Genomic DNA, 18,415 nt, shown 5'->3' on the forward strand with positions numbered 1-18,415 from the left:
CCGCCCCTCCCCTCCGGCCCGCCGCTCCTCCGGTCATCCGCCCTTCCCTCCGGTCCGACCAGTCGGTACGTTGCGGGGGCATCCGGTTCCGGTGTCCGCCGCCGGACCCGCGCCCGCGCCCGCGACGAGGGAGGCCCCGTGCCGCAGATCCACGGCCACTGCGACGACCGGTTCGCCGGGGTCCGGGACGCCTTCGAGGAGAACTTCACGGAGCGCGGCGAACTGGGCGCGGCGGTGACCGTCCTGGTCGACGGCGTAATGGTGGTGGACCTCTGGGGCGGTTGGGCGGACGCCGCCCGCACCCGCCCCTGGGAGCGGGACACCGTGGTCAACGTCTGGTCCACCGGCAAGGGCCCCACCGCGCTCTGCGCCCATGTCCTGGCCGACCGGGGCCTGCTCGACCTGGACGCCCCGGTCGCCGACTACTGGCCGGAATTCGCCGCGAACGGCAAGGAATCCGTCCTCGTACGCCACCTCCTCTCGCACCGCTCCGGGGTGGCCGGGCCCGACACCCCGCTCACCCTGGAGGAGCTGTACGACTGGGAGACGGCCTGCGCCCGGCTCGCCGCCACCGCCCCCTGGTGGGAGCCCGGAACCCGCTCCGGCTACCACGCGATCAGTTACGGATTCCTCGTCGGCGAAGTGGTCCGCCGGATCACCGGGCTGCGGCCCAAGGAGTTCCTCCAGCGGGAGATCACCGGACCGCTGGGCATCGACTTCACCTTCGGCCTCCCGGAGAGCGAGACCCACCGGCTCGCCGAACTCGTCCAGGAACGTCCCGACCGGGCCGCCCAGGCGGCCCTCCTGGATCGGATGACCCCGGTCGCCGTCGCCTCCCTGCTCAACCCGCCGACCGGCCGGGCCGCCGCCAACACGCCCGCCTGGCGCGGAGCGGAGATCCCCGCCGCCAACGGCCACGGCACCGCCCGGGCGGTCGCCGCGCTCTACGGGATCCTGGCCGGACGCGGCAGCCTCGACGGCCGCCGGATCCTCTCCGAGAAGGCGGCCGCCCGCGCCGGGGAAGGGCAGGGTGCCTGCCGCGACCTGGTCCTCGGCGACGGTTTCCCGCACGAGACGGAGATCGCCCTCGGCTTCTGGCTGAGCGGCGCGAACCGGTCCTACGGCCCCGACCCGCGGGCGCTGGGTCACGACGGAGCGGGCGGTTCCTGCGGCCTGGCCGACCCGGATGCCTCCATCGCCCTCGGATACGTGATGAACCGGATGGGCTCCCGGCTCGCCGACGACCCGCGCAAGACCGCCCTGGTGAACGCCGTTTACGCGGCCCACCGGGGAGCCGCCCGGGGGTGAGCGGAATCCGGCCGTCCGACGTGCCGACCCAACCCGGGTTTCGCCTGCGGTTGCCAGGAATGTGAGGATGTCACCATGACAACCAAGGTCTACTTCGACATCACCATCGACGACGCCCCCGCAGGGCGGATCACGTTCAACCTGTTCGACGACGTCGTCCCCAAGACGACGGAGAACTTCCGCGCGCTCGCCACCGGCGAGAAGGGCTTCGGCTACGCCGGCTCGTCCTTCCACCGCGTCATCACGGACTTCATGCTCCAGGGCGGTGACTTCACCCGCGGCGACGGCACCGGCGGCAAGAGCATCTACGGCGAGAAGTTCGCCGACGAGAACTTCAAGCTCAAGCACGACCGCGTGGGCCTGCTCTCGATGGCCAACGCCGGCCCGAACACCAACGGTTCGCAGTTCTTCATCACCACGGTGCTCACCCCGTGGCTGGACGGCAAGCACGTGGTCTTCGGCGAGGTCGCCGACGAGGACAGCATGAAGCTCGTCCGCAAGATCGAGGCGCTCGGCTCCGGCAGCGGCCGCACCAGCGCCAAGGTCACCATCGCCGAGTCCGGCGTTCTCTGACCCGACCGGCAGACCCGAGCGGTACCCGACGGGCCCGTGTGCGGGTCCGCGCCACCGACGTACGCGTCGGCGGGGCGGACCGGCCACGGGCCCGTGGCACGAGTACGGCAGTTTCCGTGGTGCCCGCCCCCGCGATCGGGCAGAATTTGAGGTGTCCACGACGGGGGGAACGGCGATGCGACGCACCGAAGCCGCACGGGAACTCGGCGGATTCGTCCGCGAACACCGCACCGACGGCGGCAGACGGCTACGACTGGCCGGGATGCTGCTGGTCACCGGGGTCGTCGGCCTCGCCTTCGGCGTGCCGGTGACCATCGCCTCCATCGGAACGACCGACGGCGCGCCCGAACTGGCGGGCCTGCTCCTCGGGGTGGGGCTGGCCGGTCTCGGACTCGGGATCTGGCGCCTGATGCAGGCCCTCCGCACCCGGGAACAGTGCTTCGACGTCCACGAGCGCGGCCTGACCCACCGGGTCGCGGGCACGGCCACGCTGATCCCGTGGGCGGACATCGAGCGGATCGGGTCCGCATCGGCCGGGGACGGACGCCCGCTGGCCGAGGCCAGGGGGATGGGCTTCGGTTACGCCATCGAGCTGCGCGACGGGCGGAAGATCCGGGTGGACACCTTCACCGAGGACCCGCGCGAACTGGCCGAGACGATTCACCGTGCGGTGAGCCTGGGCGAGTTTCCGCAGGGGCGGGGCCGCAGGCCCTGACAGGAGTCCGCAGGGCGGCGACGGCCGCCCCGGCGGAGGGGGTCTACTGCTGCTCGCCGGATCGCGCGGCGCGCTCGGCGTTGCGCTCCTTGATGCGGGCGGCCTCCTTGCGCACCTCGGCCTGCGTGGCGCGCTCCTTCTGGAGCCACTCGGGCATCTCGTCCTTCAGCGCGTCGATCTGCTCGGTGGTGAGCGGCTCGGTGACCCCGCCGCGGGCGAGCCCCGCGATGGAGACGCCGAGCTTCGCGGCGACGACGGGGCGCGGGTGCGGACCGGTGCGGCGCAGCTCCACCAGCCAGGCGGGCGGGTCGGTCTGGAGGGCGTTGAGCTCGGTGCGGGAGACGGCACCCTCCTGGAACTCGGCGGGCGTGGCCTGGAGGTACACACCCAGCTTCTTCGCCGCCGTGGCGGGCTTCATGGTCTGGGCGGTCTTGTGCGACGTCATGGGTCCAGGGTATCGACCATGGGACATACCTCCGACCACCGACCGGTAGCCTGGTTCTGTGACAGGCTCGGACATCCCCTCATCCTTCCGGCTCGCGTACGTCCCCGGCGTGACGCCCACCAAGTGGGTGAGGGTCTGGCACGAGCGGCTGCCCGACACCCCCCTGGAGCTCGTCCAGGCGACCGCCGCCGATGCCCCCGGGCTGCTGGCGGACGGCGGCGCGGACGCCGGTCTCGTACGGCTGCCGGTCGACCGGGACGTCCTGGCCGCGATCCCCCTCTACACCGAGACGACCGTCGTCGTGATCCCCAAGGACCACGTGGCGACCGCCGCCGAAGAGGTGTCGCTCGCCGAGCTGGCCGACGAGATCGTGCTGCATCCGCTGGACGACGTCCTGGACTGGGAGACCCTGCCCGGCCGCCCCGCCGTCGAGCGCCCGGCCACCACGGCGGACGCGATCGAACTGGTGGCGGCGGGCGTGGGCGTCCTGCTCGTCCCGCAGTCCCTGGCCCGGCTGCACCACCGCAAGGACCTCACCTACCGCCCGGTCCCGGAGACCCCCGCCTCACGCGTCGCCCTGTCGTGGCCCCAGGCGGAGGAAGCCCCCGACCTGGTGGAGGAGTTCATCGGGATCGTCCGGGGACGCACCGTCAACAGCACCCGGGGCCGCGCGACCACCCCGCAGCGCCCCACGGCCAAGGCCAAGGAAAAGGCCAGGGAGAAGCCCAAGGGCAAGCGGGCCGGCACGGGCGGCGGCCAGGGCGGTGCCCGGCACAAGCCCGCGGCGGGCCGGAAGCCCTCGTCGGGCGGCCGGGCCGGCGGCCAGAGCGGCAAGCGCGGAAAGCCGCGCGGCCGGTAGCGGGCACGCCGAGCCTGTCGGAACGGGGAACGCGTCGGGCCCGGGACGTGCCAGACCTCGGGCCCGGGACGCGCCAGACCCCGGGACGGGGACGCGCCAGACCCCGGAGACGCGACCTGTCCCGAACCCGCCCCCGTAAACCGCCCCGCACACCGCCCCGGAACGCCACCCCGCGCCGGTTCTCTCGTTGATGAGGCAACCGCCGTACGCAGGGAGCGCCCGACCGATGCCGAATATCCGCAGAACCCAGCACCTTGGCCTCATCGGGATGCTGCTCATCGCTGTGGCCTTCACCGGACTCCAGCTGACGGCGGTCACCGGCCGGGCCTCGCCCGACACGAAGAACTACCTCTCCTACGCCCTGAGCCTCAGCGGCGAGAGCCGCGAGGAGGCGGGCCGACGGGCCATCGCGTACTCCTGCGACAGCGGGCAGCACGCGTCCCTGAGCCCTGTCCCCTGGACCAACAGGAAGACCGTGGGGGAGTCGGAGGAGCAGTGCGTACGCCGGCTGAACGACTCGGTCGCGTACTGGACCCGCCACGGCAACACGTCAGGGATGACCGCGCCGTTCGCCAACGAGCGGTTCATGGCCATCTTCGAGGCCAGGCCCGGCTATCCGCTGTTCCTGGTCCCCTTCGTGGCCGTCTTCGGCATCACCTGGGGCCTCTGGCTGGCGGGGCTCGTCATTGCCCTCGCGGGAAGCGTCTGCGTTCTGCTCACCCTCCGCGCGGCGGGCGCTTCCCGGCGCGCCGGTCTGGCCGGGCAGGCGCTGTACCTCGCTCTGCCCACGGGCACCGTCGCCATGAACCCGCTGAGCGACGGGCTCTCCCTGGCGCTGGGCACGGCGGTCGTCCTCGGCTGTGTCCTGCTGCTGCGGGACCGGCCCCGTACGGGCGCGGCGCTCGTCGCGGGCGGCCTCGTCCTGATGTTCTTCGTCCGCTACTCGCAGGCACTGCTGCTGGCGGCAGCTCTCGCCGGAGTCCTCCTCCTCCGGGCTGGGTGGCTCCGGTGGAAGGGGCGGCGCGGGGCGGCTCCCGCACTCCGGGCGGCCGGACTCTGCGCCGGCCTGACGGTGGGCATCTACGCCGGGGCGCATCTGCTGGGGTGGCCGATGGGCGAGGACAGCGCCCAGGACCTGCTGACGCACCACTACCAGCGGCCCGATCTGCCCAACCCCTGGCCCGAGTTCTTCGTACAGGAGGGGGTCTTCTGGTCGGCGTGGCTGCGCCGCCAGGCCGCCTCCCCCGTCCTTCCCGTTCTGCTCGCGCTCTCGGCCTGGGCGCTGCTGAAGCGGCGCTCGGTGGTGCTGCCGATCGCCCTGGCGGCCGGCGCGGCGGGCCTCCTCAACCAGGCCGGCCACCCGAACCTGGGCCAGCTCTACGGCTTCCGCCTCATCGTGTTCCTCTGGCTGCTGCCCGTCCTGGCGATCCCGCTGCTGCTGGACCGGCCGGCGCGGGGCGCCTCACCCGTCCCCGCGCAGCCGGAGGAGGTAGGCGGCGGTCAGCGCGACGGCACGGTCGGCATCGCCCACCAGGTCCACGAGGGCGCGTGAGGCCGTAGGGCCCGGAATGCCGGCCAGCGCCTGGGTGAGCCGCCCAGGCGCGGGCGGCCCGGTGGTGTCCTCGCCGAGGCGGCCGACGAGGAGGGACGCGATCCGGTCCGCGGCGTCGTCGTCGCCGGCCAGGACGCTCAGCGCGTCGGCCGCGTCCGTGTCGTTGCTTCCCGCCACGATCATGTCGACGAGCACCGGGGTCGCGGCGGCCTCGCCCTGGGCGCCGAGCGCCAGGGCCGCCCGGCCCCGGACCACGGCATCAGGGTGCGCCAGCGCGTCCCGCAGCAGCGCGACGGCCTCGTCGCCGGGCAGCTCGGTGAGGGAACGCACGGCGCGTTCCCGCACCTCCGGCACCGCCGAGCCGAGCCCTTCGGCCAGCAGGGCCGCACTGCCGTCGGACCGGGCCAGGGCCCAGCGGAGGGCCCCGGCCACGACCGGGTCGCTCTCGTCGAGCGCGGCCTCGACCAGGGCCTCCACCGGAACCTCGTCGACCGGGGCCAGGGCCGCGCGCTGACGGGTACCGGCGCTCGGGGACCCCAGGGCCCGCAGCACCGCGAGGACGTGGAGGACGTCCTCCCAGCCGGCCGGCTCCGTGGCGTGGACCCGGTCCAGCCGGATGAGCAACTCGGTCTCGGCGGCGATACGTTCGCGCGTCCGGCGGATGAGGTCGTCGACCAGGTCCGCGGGGGCGAAGCCGGGATCGTCGAGCGCGCGCCCGACCTCCCGCAGGGACAGTCCCACCGCCCGCAGGCTCTCGATGTGGAAGATGCGCCGGACGTCCTCACCGGAATACTCCCGGTAGCCGGATCCGGTACGGCCCGAGGGCCGCACCAGACCGAGCGACTCGTAGTGCCGGAGCATGCGGGCACTGACGCCGGACCGCCGGGCGACCTCACCGATCAACACGCGCTACGACCCTCCCTCGCCGCTGCCCGTCCCGCCCAGGGCCACCACGCGCTTCGCCTCCTCCAGGGCGAAGGCGAATCCGGTGTCCGGGTCGCTCCGCAGCCGCTCGGTGGCGAGCGCGTGTGCGCGTACACCCGGGTCGGCGGCCCGCGTCGTGGCATCCAGGACCGACACCGCCGCGCTCCCCAGACCGACCAGCGCCCGGCTGAGGCTCAGCTGCGTCTCCCGCCCACCACGCCCGAGCTGCGTCACCAGCACCGCGGCCAACGCGGCCTCCTCCCCTTCCGGTACGAGCACGACGGCCGCCCGCCAGGCAGTCCGGGCGACCTCCTCGTCGCCGTCCGTCAGGAGCGCCCGGGTGATCGCGGACCATGCCCGCGGGTCCCCGACCTTGGACAGGGTGTGCAGCGCCTGGCTCCGGGCCTGCGGACGCTCCGAGCGGACTTCACGGAGCAGTACGGGCAGCGTGTCGGAGACCGGGTGGCGGGTGAGCGCCCAGGTCAGCATGTCGCGGACGAGGAACTCCGGTTCGACCGCGCACCGCTCGACCAGCGGGCCGACGAAGCGCGGGTCCGGCGTCGAGCCGACCGCCAGAGCGGCGCTCAGCCGTACCGACGAACGCTCGTCCCGCAACGCCCGCAGCGCCCGTGCTTCACGCGTCCCGTGCTGTCCCGTGACCGTCATCGAGACCACCTCCTCGGCAAGCAGTGAAGAGCTTGTCACCGTGTCAAGGTCAACCCGGGGGGGCGGGGGGTGGCCAGGGCCCCCGGCTCAGGGGCCGCGCCAGACGTTGGCGAACGCGGTGTTCTCGATGGTCCGCCGCTGCCGTACGGCTTCCAGCTCCATCACCGCTTCATGGACGGTGGCGACCACGGTGGTCACCGTCTCGTCGCCGAGCTGGGGTTCGTCGTCGGACCGCTCGCCGTCGAGGCCCACGGCGGACGCGAGGGAGGCCAGGACGGGATCGCCTTCCTCCCGGCGGGCGACGGCCCGGCGGCGGGCGGGCGTGTCCACCAGCTCCACTTCCTTCGGGCCGAACGGCAGCAGACCGCTTCTCTTCCGCGTGAGCTCGCCGTCCTCCTCCAGCGCGTCCTGGTAGGCGGCCGCGAGGTCCCGGCCCCGACGCCACAGCCAGTCCTCGATCCGCTCGTAGGGCGGCTGCCGGGTGACCCCCGCCGCGGCCGCGCCGAGCAGCCGGTCGTCCGGCACCGACGACCCGCCCGGCACGACGAGGTCGCCGTCCACGGTGACGCTCCCCGCGTCGAGGAGATCGAGCAGTTCGGCTCCGGCGAGCGCGAGCGACAGATCGCCCTGCCCCACGGTGTGCTCCGGTGCCGGGTCCATCGCGATGATGAACAGGTCTTTCGCCGTGGTCATGAACGGCTCCCCTCAAGACATCGACAAGACATCGAAAAAAGGATGGAACCTCACCGCCCGAGCCCGCCCGGTGAGGCGACAGCCAGAACCAGTATCGCTCCGCCCGGCGTCCCCCCCGGGGGAGCCCCGCCCCGGTCCCGCCCTCGCCGACCACCCGCCGGCTGGCTAACCTCACGCAGGGCTGTCGGGCCCTGCGGTGCGTTACGGAGCGGGCGGGGGCAGCGAAACATGGGCGCGGGGGATCTGGTGGCGGCGGTTCTGCGGAGGGACGCGGAGACGGTGACCGACCTGTTGGCGGCGGGAGAGGACCCGGACACGCGCACGGACGACGGCCTGCCGGTGCTGTGCCTGGCCATCGCCGCGTATGACGACGCCGTCGCTGGTGCTCTGGTCGAGGGCGGCGCGGACCCGGACCACGAGCTGCCGGACGGAACGACCCCGCTGGTACGGGCCGTCGACGGGGGCTCTCCCGCGACGGTGACGGCCGTGCTGGGCCGGGAGCCCAGGCTGCGCCTGGCGGAGTCCCGGAGGGCGCACCTCCTCGCCCTCGCCCGGGACCGGTACGAGCAGGGCGCGGAAGCCGCGCTCCGGACCAGGGCGGGCGGGACAGGCTCCATGCGCGCGAGCCGTGTGAAGGACGACGAGTACGACCACGTCACGCAGCTGACGCTCGGCGACGCCACCATCCGCGCCGGACACGGGGCGATCCTGACGGACCTGGAGTGGGCCTTCCGCGTCCTGACGCCCGTGGACGAGCTGGTGACCAGGGCCGTGGCACCGCGCGACCGGGAGCATGCCGACCGCTCGTCCGCCCGATGGGTACTCAGCGAGCGCCGCAGCAAGGAGGCCTGGTCGGCCGTCACGGCGTACCGCCACAGCCCGGACCCGGAGCACCGCCACTTCGTCCTCGACGTGCTCACCTGCTACCGGTTGACGGAGTCGAGCTGTCGGAACTCCTACGAGAAGGAGACGGCGGATCTCCTCGTGGCCTGGGCCGTGGAGGGGGAGGACGCCCCGGACGTCCTCGCGGAAGTGCTCCGCGCCCTGGGCGAGTTCGAACACCGGGAGGCGGAGGCCGTAGGACGCAGGCACGCCGACCACCCGGACCCACGCGTCCGCGCCCAGGTCCCCGGCCTCCTCCTGGACCGGGACGAAGCGCGCCCCACCCTCGGCGCGGCGGCCCGGGCCACGCTGCTGGAACTGGCCGGGGACGGGCACGGCACGGTGCGTGCGGCGACCGGCGCGGCCCTGGCGGCGGCGCACGACGGAACCCCCGAGTTCACGGACGCCGTCGTCGCGCTGCTCCGGGACCCGGTGGCCGATGTACGGGCCGTCACCGCGGAGGCCGCGGCCGAAGGCAAGGACGGCACAGCAGCGGTCGCCGACGCCCTGATGCCCCTGCTCGACGCGGACGACCTCGGAACCCGCCTCAACGCGGCCTACGGCCTCCTCCGCCGGAACGACCCGCGCACCGGCGAGGCGATCGCCCGCGTGGGAACGCACAACCGTCCCGGCCACGAGCACGACCACGGGCTCTCCGCGCTCTGGACCTGGGAGTGGAACAACCGCGAAGGCGCCCGGCACGACGACCGCGAAGCTTGAGGAAATCCGCTGGCCGCCGCCCCGCGCCCGTCTCTAATCTGAGCCGATGAGCCACGGGAAAACGTCGTACGTCTGCCTCTCCTGCCGGGTGTCGTACAAGCAGCCCCACGACAGGACGAGGCAGCGGACCTGCCCGAACTGCGCGGAGCCGATGATCCACGCGGGCTCGGCCTTCGCGGCGCCGCGGCGCCGGGACATCGCGGCATGGCGGGCCCTCGCCGTGCTGCTGAACGCGGGCGTGGGCTTCCACAAGAGCTGCTGCGGCGGGCCCGGATACCGCCCCCGAGGGCTGCGTGAGGTGCGCGAGCGGTTGACGTACGCGCGACGCAGCGGCACACCGGTCGCCGAGGCACTCGTACGGTACGACGTGCCGTAGCTCGTCCCTTGTGTGCCGTGCTCGCCGCAGCCGGGCGCGACGGTGACGCCTGCCGCCACGTCGGTGAGTCGGCCGAATGACGTTTCCTGGAACTTTCGAGGTAGGCAGCGGCGACGTTCTCGTATGGCATAGGTCGTGCCCGTTCGCCGGGTGTACCGGCCTGGCGGCTACCGCGCTACTCCTGGGGGATGATCCGCGCCATGTCCTTGATCAAGAAGACCGGGGCGGTGAGCACCGTACTGCTCACCACGGCACTCGTCGCTGTCACCACGGCTCCGGCCGCACATGCTGCGGTGGGCGACACGGCACCGGACTGCGTCGCCCGGTACGTGGACGGCTACCCGTCCAGCATCTACGTCGCGTTGACGAACAACTGCGGCACGACCAAGAAGGTGAAGGTCGACATCAGGTGGGGCAGTGACAGCCCGTGCTGGAGCCTGAAGTCCGGTGCCAAGAAGGAATGGTGGTACGAGGGGCTGGGAAGCTACCGCAAGACCGTGCTCTGCTGACCGACCGGGCCGCGGCGCCCTCTGTCCGGGGCCGACAGGGCTAACGAGGCGAGGCTCGCGGCGGCAGCGGTCGCCGCGAGCCGGCGCTCCGTCATCGGAACCATGTCGGTAATCCTGTGCCGGCCCAGAGGGCAAGGGGCCCATTTCGAAAGGTGCGGTCAGGGACCGCTGTTCCCCTCGAAGTCGCCCAGGTTGACAAAGCTCACCCGGCCCTCCCAGACGTCCCACGTCACATGCTTCCGAGCGCCCCAGTAGTAGGCCTCGTAGCTCATGAGGTCGCCGTATGCCTCATTCTCGTGTACTCGGTCAGGCCAGCCGAAGGCGGACAGGAACTCCTCGTACGAGGTCAAGTGCGCGAAGTGGGACAGATGCGGGCCGCTGATCGCGAAGCCGACCACTGCTCCGGCGCACGTCTTGTAGTTGATCTTGTCGGTGCCGTAGAGGAATCCGTCCGACCGGACAACGTCGTCGATGACCTCGTCCAGTGTCAGGCTCCGTCCATCAGCGTCGTAGTACTCGCTTTCGATGTCGGTCCCACCGCGGTACCGGGCGATGACCGGGGACAGGCCGCCCACAATGCGCTCCCGTGGAACGGAGGCGGCAGGCGCCCCCAGGGCGATACCGTTCACCTCGACCCCGGCGAGGTCGAGGGTCGGCCGGGACAGCAGGTCCAGGTTCTCGAGGATCTCGATCACCGTTGGAGTCTAGAGGGACGTGCTCAGGGGCGGCCCCGGAACCGGCGGCTCAGGAGATCGAGGGAGGACTTGCCACCCTTGTCGAGTTCTTCATTCGGCCGACGGCACCGGCATTCGGTCTGGCTCTGAGCGAGCCCGGCCGGGCCTCCACGCCCGCGGCCGATGTGTACGGGGAGCACGCTCAGGCGTGATCGGCCAACGCCTGGCCTGCTTCGGTGGCGAACCGGTCCCGGATCTCGGTGCCCCGGAAGTCCGGCGTGTGGTTGTCGCTGCCCTCCGCAGTGGTGAACCGCAGCTTGGACGGATGGGGCGGCTCCCCCATGAATGCTTTGCATAAAAGTGCGTCGATGCGTATAGTCATGCCATCGATCAGGAGGGTTACCGATGGTGGTACGAGCAGCAGTGGCAGGGGCGAGCGGATACGCCGGCGGGGAGCTGCTCCGTCTTCTGCTGGCGCACCCGGAGGTCGAGATCGGTGCTCTCACCGGGCACTCCAACGCCGGGCAGACGCTCGGTTCGCTCCAGCCGCACCTGCGGCCGCTGGCCGACCGGGTGCTGGAGCCCACCACCGCCGAGGTGCTCGCCGGGCACGACGTCGTCTTCCTCGCGCTTCCGCACGGGCAGTCCGCCGCCGTCGCCGAGCAGCTCGGGGACGAGGTGCTCGTCGTCGACATGGGGGCCGACTTCCGGCTCAAGGACGCGGGGGACTGGGAGACGTTCTACGGCTCGCCGCACGCCGGGACCTGGCCCTACGGGCTGCCCGAGCTGCCGGGTGGGCGGGCCGGGCTCGCCGGGGTGAAGCGGATCGCCGTGCCGGGGTGCTACCCGACCGCCGTGTCGCTCGCGCTCTTCCCGGCGTACGAGGCCGGTATCGCCGAGCCGGAGGCCGTCATCGTCGCCGCGTCCGGGACCTCCGGGGCGGGCAAGGCGGCCAAGCCGCATCTGCTCGGGTCCGAGGTCATGGGCAACATGACCCCGTACGGCGTCGGCGGCGGACACCGCCACACCCCCGAGATGATCCAGAACCTCAGCGCCGCCGCCGGGCAGCCGGTCACCGTCTCCTTCACGCCCACCCTCGCCCCCATGCCCCGCGGCATCCTCGCCACGTGCAGCGCGAAGGCGAAGCCCGGCGTGAGCGCGGAGAGCCTGCGCGCGGTGTACGGGAAGGCGTTCGCGGACGAGCCGTTCGTCGACCTCCTGCCCGAGGGGCGGTGGCCCGCCACCGCCGCGGTGTACGGCTCCAACGCCGTACAGATCCAGGTCGCGCACGATCCGGCCGCCGGACGGATCGTCGTCGTCTGCGCCATCGACAATCTCGCCAAGGGCACCGCGGGCGGCGCCCTCCAGAGCATGAACATCGCCCTCGGACTCCCCGAGGACACAGGTCTTTCGACGATCGGAGTGGCACCGTGAGCGTCACGGCAGCACAAGGGTTCTCGGCGGCGGGCATCGCCGCCGGAATCAAGGAGAGCGGTAACCCGGACCTGGCCCTCGTGGTCAACAACGGGCCGCGCCGCGCCGCCGCCGGCGTCTTCACCTCCAACCGCGTCAAGGCCGCCCCCGTCCTCTGGTCGGAGCAGGTCCTCAAGGGCGGCGAGGTCACCGCCGTCGTCCTCAACTCCGGTGGCGCCAACGCCTGTACGGGCCCCAAGGGGTTCCAGGACACCCACGCCACGGCCGAGAAGGTCGCCGAGGTGCTGGAGGGCCACAGCGCGGGCGAGGTCGCCGTCGCCTCCACCGGGCTCATCGGCATCCTGCTCCCCATGGACAAGCTCCTCCCGGGTATCGAGCAGGCCGCCGCCGCCCTCAGCGAGCACGGCGGCGAGAAGGCCGCCATCGCCATCAAGACCACCGACACCGTCCACAAGACCGCCGTCGCGGGCGGCGACGGCTGGACCGTCGGCGGCATGGCCAAGGGCGCCGGCATGCTGGCTCCCGGCCTCGCCACCATGCTCGTCGTCCTCACCACCGACGCGGATGTACCCGCAGAACAGTTGGACGCCGCCCTCCGCGACGCCACCCGGACCACCTTCGACCGGGTCGACTCCGACGGCTGCATGTCCACCAACGACACCGTGCTGCTCCTCGCCTCCGGCGCCAGCGGCATCACCCCGGAACAGGACGCGTTCGCCGAGGCCGTACGGGCCGTCTGCGACGACCTCGCCCGGCAGCTCATCGGCGACGCCGAGGGCGCCTCCAAGGACATCCGGATCGAGGTGATCAACGCGGCCACCGAGGACGACGCCGTCGAGGTCGGCCGTTCCATCGCCCGTAACAACCTCATCAAGTGCGCCATCCACGGCGAGGACCCCAACTGGGGCCGCGTCCTCTCCGCCATCGGCACGACGAAGGCCGCCTTCGACCCGGATCAGCTCAACGTCGCCATCAACGACGTCTGGGTCTGCAAGAACGGCCAGGTGGGCGAGGACCGCGACCTCGTCGACATGCGCTACCGGGAGGTCAGGATCACCGCCGACCTCGCCGAGGGCTCCGAGTCCGCCGTCATCTGGGCCAACGACCTCACCGCGGACTACGTCCACGAGAACAGCGCGTACAGCTCATGAGCGCCGCGCGGAAGCACACCGCACTCCCGAAGGCGCAGACCCTCATCGAGGCGCTGCCCTGGCTGACCCGGCACAACGGCAAGACCGTCGTCATCAAGTTCGGCGGCAACGCCATGATCGACGAGGAGCTGAAGGCCGCCTTCGCCCAGGACGTCGTCTTCCTGCGCCACGCCGGCCTCAAGCCCGTCGTCGTGCACGGCGGCGGCCCGCAGATCAGCGCCCAGCTCGACAAACAGGGCCTGGTCAGCGAGTTCAAGGCCGGGCTGCGGGTCACCACCCCCGAGGCGATGGACGTCGTACGGATGGTCCTCGCCGGACAGGTCCAGCGCGAACTGGTCGGCCTCCTCAACCAGCACGGCCCCCTCGCCGTCGGCATGACCGGCGAGGACGCCCACACCATCACCGCCACCCAGCACCGGCCCACCATCGACGGCGAGTCCGTCGACATCGGCCGGGTCGGCGAGATCACCGCCATCGACACCGGGGCCATCCAGGCGCTCCTGGACGACGGCCGCATCCCGGTCGTCTCCTCCATCGCCCGCTCCGCCGACGACCACCACGTCTACAACGTCAACGCCGACACCGCGGCCGCCGCGCTCGCCGCCGCGCTGAACGCCGAGACGCTGATGGTCCTCACCGACGTCGAGGGGCTGTACGAGGACTGGCCCAACAGCGACGACGTCATCAGCCGGCTCACCGCGAGCGAGCTGGAGAAGCTGCTGCCCGAGCTGTCCAGCGGCATGGTCCCCAAGATGCAGGGCTGCCTCCACGCCGTGCGCAACGGCGTCGAGACCGCACGCGTCATCGACGGGCGCGTCCAGCACTCGATCCTGCTGGAAATCTTCACCGACGAGGGCATCGGCACGATGGTCGTGCCGGACGCCCCCATCGCCGTACACACAGGTCCTGAACAGTCCGAACAGGGGGAATCATGACGACCGGCACCGGCTCCGAGACCACCGGACTCACCGCGCGCTGGCAGGGCGCGCTGATGGACAACTACGGCACCCCCCGCCTGCCCCTCGTCCGCGGCGAGGGCGCCCACGTCTGGGACGAGAACGGCACCCGCTACCTCGACTTCGTCGGCGGCATCGCGGTCAACGTCCTCGGCCACGCCCACCCCGCCGTCGTCGAGGCCGTCTCCCACCAGATCGCCTCCCTCGGTCACGTATCGAACCTGTTCATCGCCGAGCCGCCCGTCGCCCTCGCCGAACGGCTGCTCCAGCTGTTCGGCCGTCAGGGCCGGGTCTTTTTCGCCAACTCCGGCGCGGAGGCCAACGAAGCCGCCTTCAAGATCGGCCGGCTCACCAGGCGCAGCCACATGGTCGCGACCGACGGCGGCTTCCACGGCCGGACGATGGGCGCGCTCGCGCTGACCGGCCAGCCGGCGAAGCAGGAGCCGTTCCGGCCGCTCCCCGGTGACGTCACGCATGTGCCGTACGGGGACGTGGACGCCCTGCGCGCGGCCGTCACCACCGACACCGCACTGGTGATCATCGAGCCGGTCCAGGGCGAGAACGGTGTCGTCGTCCCGCCCAAGGGCTACCTGGAGGCCGCCCGCGAGATCACGCGCGCCACCGGCACCCTGCTCGTCCTCGACGAGGTGCAGACCGGCATCGGCCGCTGCGGCCAGTGGTTCGAGCACCAGGCCCACCAAGGCGTCGAGCCGGACATCGTCACGCTCGCCAAGGGGCTCGGTGGCGGGCTGCCGATCGGTGCGACCGTCGCCTTCGGTCCGGCGGCCGACCTGCTGAAGCCGGGTCACCACGGCACGACGTTCGGCGGCAACCCGGTCGCCTGCGCCGCCGGACTCGCCGTCCTGGACACCCTCGCGGCCGACGGCGCGCTCGACAACGTCAAGCGGCTCGGCGAGAAGATCCGCGACGGAGTGGAGGCGCTGGGACACCCGCTGGTCTCCCATGTCCGCGGCAGCGGCCTGCTGCTGGGTATCGTGCTCACCGGACCCCTCGCACCGCAGGTGCAGCAGGCGGCCCAGGGAGCCGGCCTCCTGGTGAACGCGCCCGCCCCCGATGTCGTACGGCTCATGCCGCCGCTGATCATCGGTGACGCGGAGGTGGACGCGTTCCTGGAGATCCTGCCGGGCGCTCTCGACGCGGCACACGGGGACGGACGATCCGGAGCATGACCCTCCGGAGAATGAGGCGACGACGATGACCGAGGCGCAGGAAACCGAGCACGGCGGACCGTCCGTGCCGCAGACCCGCACCGCCCGCCACCGCCGGATCGTGGACATCCTGAACCGGCAGCCGGTCCGCTCGCAGAGCCAGCTGGCCAAGCTCCTCGCCGACGACGGGCTGAGCGTCACCCAGGCGACGCTCTCCCGCGACCTGGACGAGCTGGGCGCGGTGAAGATCCGCAACACCGGCGGTGAGCTGATCTACGCGGTGCCCAGCGAGGGCGGATTCCGCACCCCGCAGGCGCCGCTCGGCGGTTCGGCCAAGGAGGAGCGGATGCGCCGGCTCTCGGCCGAACTGCTCATCTCGGCGGAGGCCTCGGCCAACCTGGTGGTGCTCCGTACGCCGCCGGGCGCGGCCCAGTTCCTCGCCTCGGCCATCGACCAGGCCGAACTGCACGACATCCTCGGCACCATCGCGGGCGACGACACGCTGATGCTCATCAGCCGCGACCCGAACGGCGGTCAGGCGCTGGCCGACCATCTGCTGAGGCTCGCTCAGAACGACCGCTGAGCCGGAGAGCTAGTACCGCGTGATCGCGGTCGGGCCCGACGAGGTCCCGACCGCGATGTGCGGCCGCCGCTCCGGCTTCGCCCAGGCCAGGATCTCCGCCATGGCGTCGGCGGGTACGGACACACAACCCGCCGTCGCCCCGCGCCCGTTGACATGCAGGAAGATCCCGGCGCCCCGATTGCGCACCGGCTGCTCGTAGTTGAAGCCGATCACCAGCGCCCGGGCGTACTGCGTCCCGTACGTGACCAGATGCTCGGCCTCGTCCGCCCGGCAGTGGGAGGGCCGCGGTTCCACCCAGCGGTTGTACGCGACCGAGTCGTTGTCCTGGCACCACCAGGAGTCGTCGTTCACCTTCCGGTACGGATACGTCGTCCCCGCCGGGGCGTCCTCGATGCCGAAGGCGTACGGCAGGTCGTACAGCCCCGTCGGCGTGGTGCTGGTGCCCTGCTCCCGCGTCGCCCCCTCGGCCAGCCCGTTCGCCCCGAACCGCGCGGGCGCGGACCCCGCCTCCGCCCACCTCCCTCCACGCCGCTCCCACCAGGTCACCGTGCCGGTGGTCGAGCCGGTGTCGGGGGCCTCGGCGGTGATCAACTGCGATCCACCGCCGGTGTCCGCCAGCCGGTCCGGCAGGGGTGGTACGTCGGTGGCGGGGGCGGCCCCGAGGGAGCCGGCCAGGGCGAGGAGTACGGCGGCGGTCACCAGTGATCTGCGCATGCTCCGGACCGTACGGCGACCGGGCGCGCCGCCCCACCGGACCTGCTCCGTACGGCCCAGCGGCGCACTCCGGGCGGGGAACCACCGGGAGCCGGCCGCCGGTGCCTCCCGGGCCGGAATCCTCGTCATGCAGTCAGGAACACCCCTCTGACCTGCCGCTTTGACAAACAATACGGAGGACCGCATAGTTATACCCATCAGTGATTGCACCGTAAGGAGAAACCCGTGACCGAGCGCGTCGTACTCGCCTACTCGGGCGGCCTGGACACCTCCGTCGCCATCGGCTGGATCGCCGAGGAGACGGGCGCCGAGGTCATCGCCGTTGCCGTGGACGTCGGCCAGGGCGGCGAGGACCTGGACGTCATCCGCAAGCGCGCGCTCGCCTGCGGTGCCGTCGAAGCCGAGGTCGCGGACGCCAAGGACGAGTTCGCCGAGGAGTACTGCCTCCCGGCGATCAAGGCCAACGCCCTCTACATGGACCGCTATCCGCTGGTCTCGGCCCTCTCCCGGCCGACCATCGTCAAGCACCTCGTCGCCGCCGCCAAGAAGCACAACGCCGGGATCGTCGCCCACGGCTGCACCGGAAAGGGCAACGACCAGGTCCGGTTCGAGGCCGGCATCTCCGCGCTCGGGCCCGACCTGAAGTGCATCGCCCCGGTCCGGGACTATGCGATGACCCGGGACAAGGCGATCGCCTTCTGCGAGGAGAAGAACCTCCCGATCGCGACCACCAAGAAGTCGCCGTACTCCATCGACCAGAACGTCTTCGGGCGGGCCGTCGAGACGGGCTTCCTGGAGGACATCTGGAACGCGCCGATCGAGGACATCTACGAGTACACCTCCAACCCCGCCACCCCGCGCGAGGCCGACGAGGTCGTCATCTCCTTCAAGGAGGGTGTCCCGGTCGCCCTCGACGGCCGGCCCGTCACCGTCCTCCAGGCGATCCAGCAGCTCAACGAGCGGGCCGGCGCCCAGGGCATCGGCCGGATCGACATGGTCGAGGACCGGCTCGTGGGCATCAAGTCCCGTGAGGTGTACGAGGCGCCCGGCGCAATCGCGCTGATCACCGCCCACCAGGAGCTGGAGAACGTCACCGTCGAGCGCGAACTGGCCCGCTACAAGCGGCAGGTCGAGCAGCGGTGGGGCGAGATGGTCTACGACGGCCTGTGGTTCTCCCCGCTGAAGCGGGCGCTGGACGGCTTCATCAACGAGGCCAACCAGCACGTCACCGGCGACATCCGGATGACCCTGCACGCGGGCCGCGCCGTCGTCACCGGCCGGAAGTCCGAGGAGTCGCTGTACGACTTCAACCTCGCCACCTACGACTCGGGCGACACCTTCGACCAGTCCAAGGCGCAGGGCTTCATCGAGATCTTCGGCCTCTCCTCGAAGATCGCAGCCAAGCGCGACCTCGCCTGACCCTTCTCGTTGTACAGCCGCCTCCCCGTCGTCACGCGGCAGGGAGGCGGCCGCATATCCGCACCCTGGCCCCACGCCTTTGCCTTTTTGAGG

General features: G+C 71.9%; 21 protein-coding genes. 14 read left to right on the forward strand and 7 right to left on the reverse strand.

What is annotated here, in order from left to right; translation table 11 throughout:
* Positions 1-138: 138 nt before the first annotated feature.
* From A3Q37_RS14810 to A3Q37_RS14820, 3 genes are all read left to right on the forward strand, one after another.
* Positions 139-1,308, forward strand: a complete 1,170-nt coding sequence (locus A3Q37_RS14810) for a serine hydrolase domain-containing protein (protein WP_065483949.1) — start codon at positions 139-141, stop codon at positions 1,306-1,308.
* A gap of 75 nt (positions 1,309-1,383) precedes the next feature.
* Positions 1,384-1,881: a peptidylprolyl isomerase gene (locus A3Q37_RS14815; RefSeq protein ID WP_030712369.1), complete on the forward strand. Its 498-nt coding sequence runs from the start codon at positions 1,384-1,386 to the stop codon at positions 1,879-1,881.
* A gap of 175 nt (positions 1,882-2,056) precedes the next feature.
* Positions 2,057-2,596: a hypothetical protein gene (locus A3Q37_RS14820; protein ID WP_065483952.1), complete on the forward strand. Its 540-nt coding sequence runs from the start codon at positions 2,057-2,059 to the stop codon at positions 2,594-2,596.
* 43 nt (positions 2,597-2,639) lie between these two features.
* On the opposite strand, the gene A3Q37_RS14825 is transcribed toward A3Q37_RS14820, so the two are convergent.
* Positions 2,640-3,041, reverse strand: coding sequence for a DUF5997 family protein (locus A3Q37_RS14825; protein WP_065483954.1), 402 nt, complete (start codon positions 3,039-3,041; stop codon positions 2,640-2,642).
* Between the two features lie 58 nt (positions 3,042-3,099).
* Between A3Q37_RS14825 and A3Q37_RS14830 the strand changes: the two genes are divergently transcribed.
* Entirely contained in the window at positions 3,100-3,900 is an 801-nt protein-coding gene (locus A3Q37_RS14830) for a LysR family substrate-binding domain-containing protein (protein WP_065483957.1), read from the forward strand.
* A gap of 226 nt (positions 3,901-4,126) precedes the next feature.
* Positions 4,127-5,452, forward strand: a complete 1,326-nt coding sequence (locus A3Q37_RS14835) for a hypothetical protein (protein ID WP_065483960.1) — start codon at positions 4,127-4,129, stop codon at positions 5,450-5,452.
* Here the strand turns inward: A3Q37_RS14835 and A3Q37_RS14840 are convergent.
* From A3Q37_RS14840 to A3Q37_RS14850, 3 genes are all read right to left on the reverse strand, one after another.
* Complete coding sequence (locus tag A3Q37_RS14840) at positions 5,363-6,358, reverse strand: HEAT repeat domain-containing protein (RefSeq protein WP_065483963.1); 996 nt, start codon at positions 6,356-6,358, stop codon at positions 5,363-5,365. The genes A3Q37_RS14835 and A3Q37_RS14840 overlap by 90 nt on opposite strands.
* 3 nt (positions 6,359-6,361) lie before the next feature.
* On the reverse strand, positions 6,362-7,042 hold the full coding sequence (locus tag A3Q37_RS14845) for a HEAT repeat domain-containing protein (RefSeq protein ID WP_065483966.1): 681 nt from the start codon (positions 7,040-7,042) through the stop codon (positions 6,362-6,364).
* Positions 7,043-7,129: 87 nt separating this feature from the next.
* Positions 7,130-7,735: a GPP34 family phosphoprotein gene (locus tag A3Q37_RS14850; RefSeq protein WP_065483971.1), complete on the reverse strand. Its 606-nt coding sequence runs from the start codon at positions 7,733-7,735 to the stop codon at positions 7,130-7,132.
* Between the two features lie 228 nt (positions 7,736-7,963).
* Here A3Q37_RS14850 and A3Q37_RS37235 point away from each other — a divergent pair, with 228 nt between their 5' ends.
* The 3 genes from A3Q37_RS37235 (at position 7,964) to A3Q37_RS14865 (ending at position 10,222) form a co-directional block, all read left to right on the forward strand.
* Positions 7,964-9,337 carry a HEAT repeat domain-containing protein gene (locus A3Q37_RS37235; protein WP_065483976.1) on the forward strand — a complete coding sequence of 458 codons (1,374 nt, stop codon included), beginning with the start codon at positions 7,964-7,966 and terminating at the stop codon, positions 9,335-9,337.
* Between the two features lie 46 nt (positions 9,338-9,383).
* Positions 9,384-9,713 (forward strand): deoxyxylulose-5-phosphate synthase, encoded by a 330-nt coding sequence (locus A3Q37_RS35685; RefSeq protein ID WP_079137796.1) that lies wholly within the window; start codon positions 9,384-9,386, stop codon positions 9,711-9,713.
* A gap of 200 nt (positions 9,714-9,913) precedes the next feature.
* Positions 9,914-10,222: a hypothetical protein gene (locus A3Q37_RS14865; protein WP_065483987.1), complete on the forward strand. Its 309-nt coding sequence runs from the start codon at positions 9,914-9,916 to the stop codon at positions 10,220-10,222.
* 158 nt (positions 10,223-10,380) lie between these two features.
* Here A3Q37_RS14865 and A3Q37_RS14870 read toward each other — a convergent pair whose 3' ends face one another.
* Positions 10,381-10,917, reverse strand: coding sequence for a hypothetical protein (locus tag A3Q37_RS14870; protein ID WP_065483990.1), 537 nt, complete (start codon positions 10,915-10,917; stop codon positions 10,381-10,383).
* Between the two features lie 181 nt (positions 10,918-11,098).
* Entirely contained in the window at positions 11,099-11,239 is a 141-nt protein-coding gene (locus tag A3Q37_RS37240; protein WP_176711418.1) for a hypothetical protein, read from the reverse strand.
* Between the two features lie 62 nt (positions 11,240-11,301).
* Here A3Q37_RS37240 and argC point away from each other — a divergent pair, with 62 nt between their 5' ends.
* Genes argC through A3Q37_RS14895 form a run of 5 tightly spaced genes read left to right on the forward strand, consistent with a single transcriptional unit; the run spans position 11,302 to position 16,189 of the window.
* Complete coding sequence (gene argC / locus A3Q37_RS14875; RefSeq protein ID WP_065483992.1) at positions 11,302-12,330, forward strand: N-acetyl-gamma-glutamyl-phosphate reductase; 1,029 nt, start codon at positions 11,302-11,304, stop codon at positions 12,328-12,330.
* Entirely contained in the window at positions 12,327-13,481 is a 1,155-nt protein-coding gene (gene argJ, locus A3Q37_RS14880; protein WP_065483994.1) for a bifunctional glutamate N-acetyltransferase/amino-acid acetyltransferase ArgJ, read from the forward strand. Before argC ends, argJ begins: the two co-directional genes overlap by 4 nt.
* The gene (gene argB, locus A3Q37_RS14885) at positions 13,478-14,416 is read left to right on the forward strand and encodes an acetylglutamate kinase (RefSeq protein WP_065484001.1); all 939 of its coding nucleotides are present in this window, start codon (positions 13,478-13,480) and stop codon (positions 14,414-14,416) included. The genes argJ and argB overlap by 4 nt, the downstream gene beginning before the upstream one ends.
* Complete coding sequence (locus A3Q37_RS14890; protein WP_065484004.1) at positions 14,413-15,627, forward strand: acetylornithine transaminase; 1,215 nt, start codon at positions 14,413-14,415, stop codon at positions 15,625-15,627. Before argB ends, A3Q37_RS14890 begins: the two co-directional genes overlap by 4 nt.
* Positions 15,628-15,652: 25 nt before the next feature.
* The gene (locus tag A3Q37_RS14895) at positions 15,653-16,189 is read left to right on the forward strand and encodes an arginine repressor (protein ID WP_019764598.1); all 537 of its coding nucleotides are present in this window, start codon (positions 15,653-15,655) and stop codon (positions 16,187-16,189) included.
* A 9-nt stretch (positions 16,190-16,198) separates the two neighbouring features.
* Here A3Q37_RS14895 and A3Q37_RS14900 read toward each other — a convergent pair whose 3' ends face one another.
* Complete coding sequence (locus tag A3Q37_RS14900; protein WP_065484007.1) at positions 16,199-16,903, reverse strand: L,D-transpeptidase; 705 nt, start codon at positions 16,901-16,903, stop codon at positions 16,199-16,201.
* Between the two features lie 225 nt (positions 16,904-17,128).
* Between A3Q37_RS14900 and A3Q37_RS14905 the strand changes: the two genes are divergently transcribed.
* A complete protein-coding gene (locus tag A3Q37_RS14905; protein WP_065484009.1) occupies positions 17,129-18,322 on the forward strand; it encodes an argininosuccinate synthase in 1,194 nt (397 codons plus the stop codon).
* Positions 18,323-18,415 lie beyond the last annotated feature (93 nt).

Origin of the sequence: Streptomyces sp. PTY087I2 (assembly GCF_001687325.1) — a bacterium.
Classification (GTDB): Bacteria; Actinomycetota; Actinomycetes; order Streptomycetales; family Streptomycetaceae; genus Streptomyces.

Coding starts and splice junctions, on each gene's coding strand:
- A3Q37_RS14815 (WP_030712369.1), top strand. CDS start 1,384: ATGACAACCAAGGTCTACTTCGACATCACCATCGACGACGCCCCCGCA.
- A3Q37_RS14820 (WP_065483952.1), top strand. CDS start 2,057: ATGCGACGCACCGAAGCCGCACGGGAACTCGGCGGATTCGTCCGCGAA.
- A3Q37_RS14825 (WP_065483954.1), bottom strand. CDS start 3,041: ATGACGTCGCACAAGACCGCCCAGACCATGAAGCCCGCCACGGCGGCG.
- A3Q37_RS14835 (WP_065483960.1), top strand. CDS start 4,127: ATGCCGAATATCCGCAGAACCCAGCACCTTGGCCTCATCGGGATGCTG.
- A3Q37_RS14845 (WP_065483966.1), bottom strand. CDS start 7,042: ATGACGGTCACGGGACAGCACGGGACGCGTGAAGCACGGGCGCTGCGG.
- A3Q37_RS14850 (WP_065483971.1), bottom strand. CDS start 7,735: ATGACCACGGCGAAAGACCTGTTCATCATCGCGATGGACCCGGCACCG.
- A3Q37_RS37235 (WP_065483976.1), top strand. CDS start 7,964: ATGGGCGCGGGGGATCTGGTGGCGGCGGTTCTGCGGAGGGACGCGGAG.
- A3Q37_RS35685 (WP_079137796.1), top strand. CDS start 9,384: ATGAGCCACGGGAAAACGTCGTACGTCTGCCTCTCCTGCCGGGTGTCG.
- A3Q37_RS14865 (WP_065483987.1), top strand. CDS start 9,914: ATGTCCTTGATCAAGAAGACCGGGGCGGTGAGCACCGTACTGCTCACC.
- A3Q37_RS37240 (WP_176711418.1), bottom strand. CDS start 11,239: ATGGGGGAGCCGCCCCATCCGTCCAAGCTGCGGTTCACCACTGCGGAG.
- argC (WP_065483992.1), top strand. CDS start 11,302: ATGGTGGTACGAGCAGCAGTGGCAGGGGCGAGCGGATACGCCGGCGGG.
- argB (WP_065484001.1), top strand. CDS start 13,478: ATGAGCGCCGCGCGGAAGCACACCGCACTCCCGAAGGCGCAGACCCTC.
- A3Q37_RS14890 (WP_065484004.1), top strand. CDS start 14,413: ATGACGACCGGCACCGGCTCCGAGACCACCGGACTCACCGCGCGCTGG.
- A3Q37_RS14895 (WP_019764598.1), top strand. CDS start 15,653: ATGACCGAGGCGCAGGAAACCGAGCACGGCGGACCGTCCGTGCCGCAG.
- A3Q37_RS14900 (WP_065484007.1), bottom strand. CDS start 16,903: ATGCGCAGATCACTGGTGACCGCCGCCGTACTCCTCGCCCTGGCCGGC.